The sequence below is a fragment of the Vibrio sp. B1ASS3 genome (assembly GCF_905175355.1).
Lineage (GTDB): Bacteria > Pseudomonadota > Gammaproteobacteria > Enterobacterales > Vibrionaceae > Vibrio > Vibrio owensii.
Map to the genome: position 1 here is coordinate 2,136,183 of NZ_HG992743.1, position 13,139 is coordinate 2,149,321.

Consider the following 13,139-nt stretch of genomic DNA (forward strand, 5'->3'; position numbering starts at 1 on the left):
GCCCATATTGCTCTGCTTGCCTACGAGAGAAGACGGATTTATCTCTCCAAAACGGCTTCAATTTACAGTGTGAATTGTGTGCAAAATAAGCAGTGGAGCTGACTCCCTCTTCGTACAGAACATGCCGTTCCAAAGAGATAAACAAGGAAGTAAGATGATTCATATAACCTTCGTCCGCCATGGACGTTCACTTGCAGATGATTTGCGCGTTCATGAAGGACGATTCGACAGTCCACTCACCGAAATTGGGATTCGACAAGCCAAAAATCGCGCGAAACAATTTGCTGAAGAAGGGCGAAAGTACGATGCGATTTTGAGTAGCTCAATGCAGCGTGCACGTCATGTTGGAGAGATATTTTCTACACACCTAAATGTCCCTATGACCACGCATGATGAATTGATGGAGCGTGATAACGGCCCGTTGCAAGGGCTACCTTTTAGCGAATCTCAACACAAATACCCTATGGCTGATTTCGTCAACCCGTACCAACCTTGCGTCGTCTCTGCCAATGAAGGGGAAAGCGGTGTTGAGCTTTACGCCCGAGCAAGCCTTGCCCTTCAATCTATCATCAGACGTGGCAGTGGCCGCTACTTGGTGGTCTCCCACGGACGCTTCCTCAGCACGATGTTTAATGTGATTTGTGGCAACCAACCAAGAGCCAACGAAACTGGCGTCCGATTTGCGTTCGATGATTTGGGCTACTTCGACACAACTTACCGACCTGATCTCGATGTGTGGGTCATTCAATCTGTAAGGTGATTCCGTTATGCCAACACAACCAAAACTCTTTACTGAGCGACTCATTCTGCGCCCTTTCCAGCATGAAGATAGCGAACGCGTCGCTTTACTCGCGGGTGAAAAAATCATCGCAGATATGACCGCGAACATTCCGCATCCTTATGAGCTGCCTATGGCGAAATCATGGATTGACGGACATGCGCCAATGTACGAAGAGCGCAGAGGTGTCGTCTACGCGATTACCTTGCGTGAGTCAGGGGAGTTATTAGGTTCCGTGAGCATACCAAGAGTTGAGGATGGCTATGGCACTTTAGGTTATTGGCTCGGTGTCCCTTACTGGGGGAAGGGTTACGCGTTTGAAGCAACGAGCGCCCTCATCGATTTCGCACGTGTCGACTTTGAGTTAGCCGGAATTAAGGTACTGCACTTAGTGGAAAACCAACGTTCCAAATCGGTGATAAATAAACTCAATGTACCTTACGTCGAAAACACTTGGGTTGGTCCTAAAGGGGCAGAGCGTGAAGTTTGTGTTTATCAAAAAACGTTCGTTTGAAGGGACAAAAAAGCCAGCGATGATGCTGGCTTTTCTCTCTCTTAGTCTTGAGCGACTTTCACGCGAATCTTGCTTTTCGCTACGCTGGTCAAGTTCAGCGCTTCCAGTGCAGCAATCGCCTCTGCTTCATCTGGCATGATCACAAAGCCGAAGCCTTTCGATAAACCGGTTTCTTGATCAAGAACCAGAGTACAAAGTTCTACTTTGCCGTGCGCTGAGAAGAGTTTACGCATCTCTTGCTCGGTTGTTTCACGAGCCAAGTTTCTTACTAAAAGTTTCATAATGAACCTAGTTGGTTTAATAACCGTACGATTCTCTCAGGTTCTTCCAAGCAAACCAAGCGAATAATATTGTACGAACGACTAGATCATTCTAAGTACATCTGATTAAATGATTTTTCGTTCATTTTTCACCCAAAGGAGAGCCGATATGGAAACGAAACGTCTAAAGCTAATCCCCGCTTGTTTGGAACGTGCAGAGGAAGCACATCAAGTCGTGGTACGTTGCCAGAAGACGCTCGAAACGTACCTTCCTTGGGTGCCACATGTGCTCACACTAGAAGCCATGATTGAGGGAACAGAAAAAGCCATCGCCAACTTTGAAAACTTCGAAGAGGAATTGCGTTACTTCATTATCGAGAAGGAAAGCGATCGCTTAATTGGTGCCGTTGGCTTGATGATTAGAGACCAAGAAGTACCAGTATTTGAGATTGGCTACTGGTTAGATGATATCGCTGTTGGTAACGGCTACATTTCCGAAGCGGTGTTAGAACTAGAGCGCTACGCGTTTGAAGATCTTGGTGCGAGGCGCATTGCGATTACGGCAGATTCAACCAACCTAAAAAGCCGTGCCGTCGCAGAGCGTTGTGGTTATGATTTTGAAGGTGAGTTGAGACACGACCGCCTCTCTACCTCAGGGGAATTGAGTAACACTGTGGTTTACTCAAAAATCCGTAACTAGGCCGTTTATGATTAAGTAAACTGCTATAAAAAAATAAGCCTCACGAAGAGGCTTATTTTTATTTAACCGGTTTTTAATACGCTGCTTAGGCGCTAATTATAGAGCACGAATGCGCACAATTTCGTCTTGCTCAATCCCCAAAGATTCAAGGAATTTTTGGTGCTCAGCAGGCTCCATCTCTTCAAATTTCTGGTGCCATGTCACCATATCGTTTTCAGAGAAACCCGCAGCTTGCATGATTTGTACCCAACGTTCTTTAGTCACAATATTATCCTCTATCAGTTGTGGTTCTTGTAATAGCACCACGATCGCTTTTTGCTGCGCTCGTAGGTTTTGAATCTCACGTTCGAGTTCATTGAAATGGTCTTTCAAGATCTCCGCTTGAGATTTGCCTTTCTGTGCCAACAAAGTGCGTATGCTGGAAATCGGTAACCCATAAGAACGATAGGACGAGATGGTTTTTAAACGCTGAATCTCTTTTTCTCCATACCAGCGATAACCGTTTTCTGAACGATGTGCAGGTGCTAACAAGCCTTCACGTTCATAGTAAAGAATCGTAGTACGAGAGAGTCCACACTCTCTGGCCAGTTGGGTTACGGTTAGCATAGTGGCTCCTTTTGTCGGTACAGACATAGCATCAGCCCTACACTGATAGACGGGTCAACACGTTTTTCACTATACCTCAGAAATTCTCTAATTGAGGTATTACGGGTCATTCAAATCACCATCGAGTAAGCACAAAAAAGCCCGCGACGAACGCGGGCTTTGTTTGCACTTGAGAATGATTAGTCTAGCTCAACCAATTTCTTCTCGTATTCTTTGTGTTGCTCAAGCACTTCTGCTGCTGCACCACCAGTCATTTTGCTCACTACCACGATAGCGATAGTAGAGAAGATGATGCCCGGTACGATTTCGTACACATCGAACCAACCGCCTGTTAGCTGTTTCCAAACCACGATAGTCACACCACCGATTAGGATACCTGCTAGTGCGCCGTTACGGTTCATGCCGCTCCAGTAAAGGCTAAGTACAACTGCTGGACCAAACGCAGCGCCAAAGCCAGCCCAAGCGTAAGATACAAGACCTAGAACAGAGCTGTCTGGCGTCATTGCTAGGAATAGCGCGATAAGAGAAATCACGATAACGCCTACACGACCAATCATTACCACTTCTTCAGACGTTGCATCTGGCTTAATCACTTGCTTGTAGAAGTCTTCTGCAAGAGCTGATGAAGATACTAGAAGCTGTGAATCCGCAGTACTCATTACCGCCGCTAGGATTGCCGCCAATAGGATACCTGCAATCACTGGGTGGAATACTGTGTTCACCAATAGCATGAAGATTTTCTCACCGTCATCTAGCTGTGTACCAGGGTGACCTGTTACCCACACTAGACCAACAAGACCAACTAGCATTGCACCTGCCATAGAAAGCGCAGTCCAACCCACAGCGATACGACGCGCTGTTGTTAGGTCTTTGTTTGAACGAGAAGCTTTAAAACGCGCTAGGATGTGTGGCTGACCGAAGTAACCTAGACCCCATGCTACCAAAGAGATGATCGCGATAGCCGATAGAGGCTCGCCTTTCACGTCGCTCCATAGCGTTAGTAGCTCTGGGTTAATGTTGTGCATGTCCGTCGCTAGTTGACCTAGACCGCCGTCCATTACTGCAACAGGTACAATCATAAGTGCTGCCGCCATCAATAGGCCTTGCACCAAGTCCGTCCAAGATACCGCTAAGAAACCACCGAATAGCGTGTACGAAACCACACACACCGTGCCAATGATAACGGCAATGCTGTAATCCAAGCCGAATACGGTCTCAAACAGTTTACCCCCTGCTACCAAGCCTGAGCTGGTGTAGAAAAGGAAGAATAGAAGAATGAAGAACGCAGAGATTGTCTGAATCAGTTTCGACTTATCGTTAAAGCGACGCGACAGGAACTCAGGCAGCGTTAGCGCATCAGTTTGGATGCTGTACGTGCGTAGGCGTTTTGCACTGATTAACCAGTTTAGCCATGTACCTACAAGCAGACCACCTGCTAGCCAAAACGCTTCAATACCTGCTGCATACGCATACCCCGGAAGACCAAGTAGCAACCAGCCACTCATGTCTGATGCGCCTGCAGATAATGCCGCTGGCCATGGACCAAGGCTACGACCACCTAGGAAGTAGTCAGATGAATTGGAAGTCCTCTTATACGCGTAAACGCCAATGGCAACCATAATTAGTAAGTACGCCACAAAAGTGGTCGTGATAGCAAAGCTATTTTCTATCATTTGATAGTCCTCGTTATAATTATTTCCTTCCTTGCCCGCTTTGATATTTTGCCATCGCAGCAATACATCAAAGTAAGAGATACCAACCCGAGTAAGCTCTCAGGCTCTTTTGATTCAGATTGGTATCACAAGTCAGGTTAGTGGGAGTCGCTTCCCAACTCGAGTAGAGTCGCGTTACCGCCCACTGCTGTAATATTTATCGTTCGAGTACGCTCGGTAATGAAGCGCAACGACAGATGAGGATCATGAGTCAATGTCGGTGACTCTAAATCCGTTTCAGAAACTAAGCCGACGATGGCACCGTCACGCTTAGCCAGTTGCAGGTTAAGCGCATGCTCAACCTGTGAATGCCCAACATAACCCACACTACGTACGTCGCTGTCTAACAACGGGGAAGACGCATCGTACGCAACCACTTGGACTAAGTTAGATGGGAAGTTTGCTGACGCTACAGCCTGCTTAACCAATTGAGTAAGCTCTGTATTGTCACTGCAAATCACCACGCTGTTGCCTGCAATCAGAGCACAGGTGATCATTGCAAATGTGCTGTACAGAGCGTTCTCGGTATTTGCTAGGTTGTTTTCACAAACGACCAAAGCCACACCGCGACCCGCTGCGTACAGCTCGTTAGTTTCGCCCGTAGGCCCCACTAACTGATGAGTTTCTGCCAGCAGAGCAGACGCTTGCTGCAAGTGGTAAGACACCACTTTGCCCACCACGCTATGCTGCTCTTCAATCGCAGACTTAAATGCCAGCAAATGCTCACATTTGTAATCAAAATCGGTCAGATTCCACTGCTCCCACGCAGAGAATGCATCTTTAAAATACGTGATCTGATGAACCATAATGCGACTCCTTACGCCTTCTCTGCTTGAACAAGATGTTGTTTAGTAAAGCGGTATAGGTAGTGAGGACCACCTGCCTTCGGACCTGTACCAGACAAACCTTGACCACCGAATGGCTGAACGCCAACCACCGCACCAACCTGATCGCGGTTGATGTAGCAGTTACCCACGCGAGCGTGTTTTTCAATCCAACGATAAGTGGTTTCGTTACGGCTGTGGATGCCCATTGTGAGACCAAAACCAGTTTGGTTGATTTGCTCAACCACGTTTGGCAACTCAGACGCTTTAAAGCGAACAATGTGCAAGATAGGACCAAATTGCTCTTCTTTCAGAACATCAATGCCCGAGATTTCGAACGCACTTGGCGACACAAAATCACCGTGCTGACACGCTTCATCCAATTGCAACTGAGCAACTTTGGTTTGCGTGCTTGTCATGTGCTCTAGGTGAGCAAGGAGTTTATTCTTTGCATTGCTGTCGATAACCGGACCCACATCGGTTTTGTGTAGGTAAGGAATACCAACATGCAGTTCATTCATCGCACCTTGGATAAGGTTGATGATGCGATCCGCAACATCTTCTTGAACAAATAGAACGCGCAGAGCGGAACAGCGTTGACCTGCAGAAGCAAAAGCGGAACGAATCACGTCACGCACAACTTGTTCTGGTAGTGCCGTACTATCCACAATCATGGCGTTTTGACCGCCAGTTTCAGCGATAAACGGTACTGGCTTCGCGCCACGCTCGGCAAGCGTCACATTGATGCGCTGCGCTGTTGCTGTCGAACCAGTAAATGCCACGCCTGCAATCGCATCGTGAGACGTTAATGCATGACCAATTTCACCACCACGACCCGGCAATAGCTGAATCACACCCGCAGGGAAGCCGGCTTCTAACATCAATTCAATCGCGCGCGCCGCAATTAAGCTGGTTTGTTCAGCAGGCTTAGCCACAACGGTGTTACCTGCAACCAATGCAGCAGTTACTTGACCAAGGAAAATCGCGAGTGGGAAGTTCCATGGGCTGATACAAACGAATACACCCAAACCTTCACGGCTTGAAATGCGCTTCACACCATCAAAACCTTCTAGCTCAAACGGCTGAAGATTTTGTGCTTGTTTCGCGTAGTAACGACAGAAGTCGACCGCTTCACGCACTTCATCAATGCTGTCATGGATAGTCTTGCCCGCTTCTTGGTGACAAATCGCCACCAGCTCAGCCAAGTTCTCTTCCATCAGATCCGCAAGCTTGTCTAGGCACGCCGCTTTTTGTTCAATTGCGGTGCCTTTCCACTCTGGGAATGCAGCATCAGCCGCTTCGATTGCAGCGGAAACATGATCAAGGCTTGCGAAAGCCACCTGACCCACTTCAATACGACGATCGTAAGGGGCAGTAATGATCTCTGCTGAGTTTTCCTTGATCATGCTTTCGGCATGTTTCACGCCGTTGATGATCGGACCCGCAGTCCACTTCTGGTTTAGGAAACTTTCTACCTGCGCTTCAAACGGCTTCGCTTCGCTGTCGATATCAACGTTCACACCGTATGAGTTTTTACGCTCTGGGAAAATGCCAGTTGGCATTGGAATTTGACCGTTGTGCAAGGTATCAAAAGAGGTCAACACATCAACAGGGTGATGCGTCAGCTCTGAAATTGGACAACGCGCATCGACCAAACGGTGCACAAACGAGCTGTTCGCGCCGTTTTCTAGTAAGCGACGAACCAAGTAAGGCAGTAGATCCGCATGGCTACCGACTGGCGCGTAAATACGTACTGGCTGACCATAAGTGTCCATTACATGGTTATAAAGCGAATCGCCCATACCATGCAGACGTTGGAATTCGTAATCTTTGTGCTCTGCCATTACAGCAATAGCCGTAACAGTGTGCGCGTTGTGACTAGCAAACTGCGAGAAGATATTACCGCGCACGCCTTCACTCAGTAGGAAGCGCGCACACGCTAGGTAAGCAACATCCGTCGCTTCTTTGCGCGTGTAAACTGGGTAGTTCTCGTAACCCGCTTGTTGTGACCACTTGATTTCGCTGTCCCAGTACGCGCCTTTTACTAGACGCAGTGGGATCAGATCGCCCTGCTCTTTCGCTAGACCGTTTAGCCACACGAGCACAGGTAGTGCACGTTTCGAGTAGGCTTGAACTACTAGACCAAACTTGCCCAACCTTTCACTAGGTCGCTGCGGTACAGTTTTTCAAACAGTTTGAGTGACAGCTCAAGACGGTCCGCTTCTTCTGCGTCAATCGTGATTGCAACATCGACTTCGATAGCGCGTTTGAGCAGCTGCGTTAAAGTGTCATAAAGCTCTGTCATCACGCGTTCTTCATTCGCCACTTCGTAACGTGGGTGAAGTGCAGAAAGCTTGATAGAAACCGAAGGCGCAGGGCTCGTATCACTGCCGTAGGTTTCACGACCTACGGCTTCAATCGCCATTAGGTAGTCTTTGAAGTACTTGCTTGCGTCTGCCGTAGTCAGCGCCGCTTCACCCAACATATCGAATGAGTAAGTGAAACCTTTGTCGCGCATTGGACGACCATTCTTCTGCGCTTCTTCAATCGTACGACCACGTACAAACTGATGACCCATGATCTTCATTGCCTGATACATGGCTTTACGAATCACAGGTTCTGAGAATTTGTTTACCAGACGGTTTACAGCCTGACCTGGGCTCTGGGTTTCTTGCTCACCAAGACCAATCACTTTACCCGTTAGCATTAAGCCCCAAGTTGAAGCGTTAACGAACACGGAATCAGAACTCTTAAGATGAGATTTCCAATCCGCTACGCTTAACTTATCTTTAATCAGTGCATCCGCCGTTGCTGAATCAGGAATACGCATCAATGCTTCTGCAAGACACATCAGCAAGATACCTTCTTGGGTATCAAGGCTGTATTCCAGCAATAGCGCATCAATCATCTGGATTGACTTCTTATCCGCACGGATAGCTTCGATAAGCTGGGTTGTTTGGGTCGTGATTGCCGATTTTTCTTCCGCTGTCGGCGTTGCTAGTGGCAATAGTTGCTCTAGCCATTGAGACTCGTCCACCATGTACAATGGCGAGATCAGTGACCATAACTTATCAAGCGGCTGCTCGATAAATTCTGGTGTTAACACGTTCGTTGCAGTAAACATGCGTTTTCCTCAATCTCTCTCCTCGAAAACCGCTTCGAGGATCATCAATGGTTGGCAGTGTATTTTGAGGGCGAGAAGAATACTTGTCAAAAACTCCGAGCTTTTTGCTAAAAACTCGCTTTTATAACAAAACATCTACATAGTCACATGCAAATAGATAATATATTGTGTTGTAAAAATTCATCTTTGCATGTCATTTACAACAAAAGTAGACAGGTTTTCGACAGATTTTGTTTGAATAAGAAGGATTTAGATTGTGCTTTTGTGAGAAACGAACAAAAACGCTGAAAACTTTCGGAGAATTACGCAAAAAAATTTGATTTTCCTGTGCAAAATGCAAGCACAAAAAAACCGCGACTCATGCGCGGCTCTTTCCAAATAAGCAACTAAATGAATAAGATTAACCAACCTGTTTCTTATACTGAGAAGGTGATAATCCTTGTAAACGAGTAAAAGTATGCGTGAAGGTACTTTGGCTCGAAAAGCCAGTGAATTCGGCAATTTGCCCCAAGGTTAAGTGGCCTTGTTCAATCAAATCGCGCGCCATGTCGATGCGTTTGCCTAGCACGTACTGATGCGGCGTAATGCCCATCTGATCTTTGAACAAGCTATGGAATTGGCTTTCACCCAAAAACACACTGCCTGCCAACTGCGCCACACTGATTTTATGACTCAAATGCTGTTCGATGTAGCGGTCAATGGCGTCCAAATCAAAGCGAGATTCTTTCTTCGACGTTTCAAATGCAGAGATATGACGCTGCATAAGAGCGATCACGGTATCGTTACATGCGCGGCTAAGCAGTAAATCGTCTGGGTGATTACGCATCTCTTGCACCAACATTTGAATCAGCTTTTGGATTTGACCGTCCAATTGGAAATAAAGATGAGAGCGCTCTAGATTGTTGATTTTCTGCAGCATCTCGGGATCATCGTTGGCAGGCTTTGGCATGTTGAGCACCAAAATGTCTGATTGATGAATCACGCCACCGAAAGCATGATCAGAAGACGCTGTTACGATGCAACCTTGCCCTGGCCCCACTAAATTTCCCTGACCACGAACCTCAAATTCGGCCTGTCCTTTCAAGCCGATCACGATCTGCGTGTAAGCATGATCATGGCAATCCATATAAGACGGAAGCGTGATCAACTCTGCTGGTTTAGGCAGCATGATCTCTTTATATGGCGGGGCTTTCGGGTTATCTGAATCACTCATTTCGAACAGTCGTCTTTATACAGTCGGCTTACACCTTGGCATCATATACCTTCTCGGTTGGGTTGCAAATCTTCCCCCTTCCAATCGCACAAGATCAAACCAACACGATCAAGGCGTTCTACATGATCATAGTTCCGGAACGATGATCATGTAAGAGTAACTTACGGTCAATGTGCAACCAATTTTTTTAACAAAAACGGACAGATAGCCAAAATTACCAAAGATGAGACAAGCCGTTCACAAAGATCCTTGCCGTTGAAATGCAAACCAATGTAAGCCACGAGGTCAAAATTACGATCAAAAGCGTGTGAAATGCCCGAAAAACAGGGAGATAGAGGGATTTCCCCCCTTACCAATATGCTCACAATTCAATACATTAGACCTCGAGCTCTAGGATGCATACGACCCTGAGCTCAACGGTATCTACTTGATACCTCTAACTTACTTAGCAGACCCTCGCTATGTAATTTAGAACCTCTTCTACACGTCGACAAGATTATATCTTGTGTTGCCAGCCCGTCTTCAGGCTGGCTTTTTTTTGCCTATCGCCAATGAAAACAATGGCATAAGCTGATAATATATCGGCCATCTCACCGTATCCTGACGTTAATCATCACGCTGAGTTATCTTGCTCGACCTTCTCTCTTCCAGTTCTATCTGGCGCGATTCTCGAAAGCATGATCAAGGTGGTGGTTGTGATTCAAAAACGTAGGATAAACGAAGTGAGAATACCGACCTGCAATCATGCAGGCGATGAGTAGCAGTAGTGAGTCCATTGTGAATATTCCAGTCAATACCATAGAACAGTCGCTCCTTCGACAGCTACCGGGTTGTTGGGGGTGCAAAGATAAAGATTCGGTATTCCGCTATGTGAATCAGGAATACGCAGAGTTAATTGGGTACGATTCACCTGAAGCCTGTATCGGTAAAACAGACTTTGAAATGGCTAGCCCTACCACGGAGTGCGCGCAAGAGTTTCGAGAACAAGATAAACACGTGATTGAAACTGGCGAGTCGCTAAAGATCCTTGATATACACCCTTATCCAGATGGTCATTGGCGCGCGCATATCTTTACCAAGACGCCTTGGCGAGATGACGATGGCAACATCATTGGCACCATATTTTATGGTCGTGAACTGACTGATACTGCCGTCATCGAAGTAGGCTATTGGGTTTGCCGAGCCATTGGCGGCTCACCGAATCAGCAGTCGATCTTCCGATTCGCTAACCTTAAGCCCGAGCCAGAGAAACTAACCTGCCGTGAGCAAGAAACTTTGTTCTTGTTGCTGTATGGCAAGAAGCCGCAATTCATCTCTCAGGTGATGGGGATTTCAACCAAAACCGTAGAAGGGCATGTGGCTCGTCTACGTACTAAGTTTGAAGCCAACAGTAAAAACGAGCTCATCGATAAAGCGATGGAAGCTGGTTATGGCTCTATTGTACCAAAGACGTTGCTGAAACATCAGCTTTCAGTCGTGCTTAACGGTGAACGCTGATTCTTGATTCTGTTCAAACAAAAACACCGCCAATTTCGGCGGTGTTTTTTTATCTCTTCATCGAAGTGGCTACGGCGCAAGGCGGTCGATGTCCCATTCACCTTCTTGATTTGAGAACAAGAAACGATCATGCAGACGATGTTCACCACCTTGCCAAAATTCAATGCTTTGTGGCTTAACGCGGAAACCACCCCAGAAAGTCGGCATCGGGATTTCACCTTTGGCAAACTTCTGCTTCAGTTCGAGGAATTTACCCTCTAGTACACCACGCGCTGAAATACGGCTACTTTGTTTGCTCGCAATCGCAGCCAGTTGGCTGTCTTTCGGGCGAGAAGTGAAGTATTTCATGTTTTCCATGGCGGTGAGTTTTTCAGCCACACCTGTAATGTGAACCTGACGCTCAAGCGGGTGCCATGGGAAATGCAGGCTGATGTTGCTGTTGTGCTCAAGCTGCTGCGCTTTACGGCTGCCCAAGTTGGTGTAGAACACAAAACCATCTTTATCGACGCTTTTTAGCAACACAATACGTTGAAACGGCATGCCATTTTCGTCGACTGTCGCGACTGTCATCGCCGTCGGGTCAGTCAGACCAGCTTGTACCGCTTGTTCTAACCACAGGTTAAATTGATCAATCGGATCTGCTTTTAAATCTTTACGACGCAGGCCACCTTTTGTGTACTCACGACGAATATCAGCAAGTTCCATCTTCACTCCTTCACTCGTTTTTGTCGATTGTGCGCCCGATAATTTCGAAATACAAGGACAGCACACATGGATGTTTAAAGACCTAGTACGACTCTTACGGTTGGAGTACTACAAAGATCCATCGCATGGGATGCCGAAGCGTAACAAACAAGCCCAGACTTCACTGTGATTTATGTCGTTAGGTTGATGAAAGTAGGGTGAAAACCAACAATGTGAAGTCATTCCAAAATAATATTGCTCGTTTTTGCTCCACTAAAGACAATAATTGCTACCCAGTGGCCTCAAAAAACTCAGTATTTCAGGTACTAATGCTGGTGAGTCGTAAGTTTATTAGCTTATTCACCTACCTCAATTCGCTCTGAAAACCGGACTCTCAATCCCTTTTTTGAGGCCGCTTGGGTATACTAAAAGACATGCATAATAAAAGTGGATAACCACAACACATTAAACAACGTTGCTAGGAAAGACATTTGCTTATGGACAAGCTAAGACTGTTCGAACTCTCCAACCAGCTCAGATGCGCCGAAAGCTCTGACGCTATTCACGCTTGGTTTGGAGAACTACAAAACGAAATTGATTTTGAATTCAGTATCCTCGGTTTATTCGGTGATGATTACGCTCCAGACCCTGTCTGTTATGGTTTCTCTCCCGATCAATTTGCCAACTGCTTTAGCAAAAAAACCGCCGAAAGTGACCCATTAATCGCGGCATTACAGCAATCCAATCACGGCATCATGGCTCTGATGGACTCACATACCCATCCAGATTACGGTAAGCGCTTACTGCTGGCCGGATATCATGGCGACAAGAAGGCCATTTACCTCACCTCCTTTGGTGACCGCCAACCTTCCAGCGAAGAAATCGACGCGTTGTATCTTTTAACGCCCCACCTCTATATGGCTTCGAGCTACGTTTGTGATCGTAACATCCGAGTGGAAACGCTCCCTGCTCCAGAGAGCCAACTAACGACTCGAGAATGTGAATTGCTTCCTTGGTTAAAACTGGGCAAGAGTAATTGGGAAATCAGCCGCTTACTCAACATCAGTGAACGTACTGTCAAATACCACCTACAAAATATTTACCGTAAGTTGGACGTACATAACCGAACACATGCCGTGTCAAAAGCGATCGAGTTAGGCTGGTACGAGGATTAAAAAAGGCTTAGGACGAATATCCTAAGCCAAGTGGTACAAGCCAAGAGTGTCA

General features: G+C 46.7%; 11 protein-coding genes and 1 pseudogene. 5 read left to right on the forward strand and 7 right to left on the reverse strand.

Translation table 11 applies throughout. The annotated features are described in order from the left end of the window. Positions 1–154: 154 nt before the first annotated feature. Both KJB05_RS27750 and KJB05_RS27755 read left to right on the forward strand, forming a co-directional pair. Positions 155–760, forward strand: a complete 606-nt coding sequence (locus KJB05_RS27750; RefSeq protein ID WP_208444771.1) for a histidine phosphatase family protein — start codon at positions 155–157, stop codon at positions 758–760. A 7-nt stretch (positions 761–767) separates the two neighbouring features. Continuing rightward, the gene (locus tag KJB05_RS27755) at positions 768–1,292 is read left to right on the forward strand and encodes a GNAT family N-acetyltransferase (RefSeq protein ID WP_208444770.1); all 525 of its coding nucleotides are present in this window, start codon (positions 768–770) and stop codon (positions 1,290–1,292) included. A gap of 41 nt (positions 1,293–1,333) precedes the next feature. Here KJB05_RS27755 and KJB05_RS27760 read toward each other — a convergent pair whose 3' ends face one another. Continuing rightward, complete coding sequence (locus tag KJB05_RS27760; protein WP_009706659.1) at positions 1,334–1,573, reverse strand: RNA recognition motif family protein; 240 nt, start codon at positions 1,571–1,573, stop codon at positions 1,334–1,336. 148 nt (positions 1,574–1,721) lie between these two features. Here KJB05_RS27760 and KJB05_RS27765 point away from each other — a divergent pair, with 148 nt between their 5' ends. Next, positions 1,722–2,252, forward strand: a complete 531-nt coding sequence (locus KJB05_RS27765) for a GNAT family N-acetyltransferase (RefSeq protein WP_199481794.1) — start codon at positions 1,722–1,724, stop codon at positions 2,250–2,252. A gap of 96 nt (positions 2,253–2,348) precedes the next feature. Here the strand turns inward: KJB05_RS27765 and KJB05_RS27770 are convergent, their stop codons facing one another. The 5 genes and pseudogenes from KJB05_RS27770 to KJB05_RS27790 form a co-directional block, all read right to left on the reverse strand. Further along, entirely contained in the window at positions 2,349–2,858 is a 510-nt protein-coding gene (locus tag KJB05_RS27770) for a MerR family transcriptional regulator (protein ID WP_038895068.1), read from the reverse strand. A gap of 179 nt (positions 2,859–3,037) precedes the next feature. Further along, positions 3,038–4,531: a sodium/proline symporter PutP gene (gene putP, locus KJB05_RS27775; RefSeq protein WP_208444769.1), complete on the reverse strand. Its 1,494-nt coding sequence runs from the start codon at positions 4,529–4,531 to the stop codon at positions 3,038–3,040. Between the two features lie 137 nt (positions 4,532–4,668). Further along, complete coding sequence (locus tag KJB05_RS27780; RefSeq protein WP_009706663.1) at positions 4,669–5,376, reverse strand: 1-pyrroline-5-carboxylate dehydrogenase; 708 nt, start codon at positions 5,374–5,376, stop codon at positions 4,669–4,671. 11 nt (positions 5,377–5,387) lie between these two features. Then, a pseudogene (gene putA, locus KJB05_RS27785) lies at positions 5,388–8,518 on the reverse strand (bifunctional proline dehydrogenase/L-glutamate gamma-semialdehyde dehydrogenase PutA). A gap of 400 nt (positions 8,519–8,918) precedes the next feature. Further along, positions 8,919–9,731 carry an AraC family transcriptional regulator gene (locus KJB05_RS27790; protein WP_005435788.1) on the reverse strand — a complete coding sequence of 271 codons (813 nt, stop codon included), beginning with the start codon at positions 9,729–9,731 and terminating at the stop codon, positions 8,919–8,921. Between the two features lie 744 nt (positions 9,732–10,475). On the opposite strand from KJB05_RS27790, the gene KJB05_RS27795 reads away from it, so the two are divergent. Further along, complete coding sequence (locus KJB05_RS27795) at positions 10,476–11,228, forward strand: helix-turn-helix transcriptional regulator (RefSeq protein ID WP_005435790.1); 753 nt, start codon at positions 10,476–10,478, stop codon at positions 11,226–11,228. Between the two features lie 69 nt (positions 11,229–11,297). Here KJB05_RS27795 and pdxH read toward each other — a convergent pair whose 3' ends face one another. Then, positions 11,298–11,933, reverse strand: a complete 636-nt coding sequence (pdxH, locus tag KJB05_RS27800; RefSeq protein WP_009706666.1) for a pyridoxamine 5'-phosphate oxidase — start codon at positions 11,931–11,933, stop codon at positions 11,298–11,300. 476 nt (positions 11,934–12,409) lie between these two features. Here pdxH and KJB05_RS27805 point away from each other — a divergent pair, with 476 nt between their 5' ends. Then, positions 12,410–13,087 (forward strand): helix-turn-helix domain-containing protein, encoded by a 678-nt coding sequence (locus tag KJB05_RS27805; protein WP_005435794.1) that lies wholly within the window; start codon positions 12,410–12,412, stop codon positions 13,085–13,087. Positions 13,088–13,139: the final 52 nt, after the last annotated feature.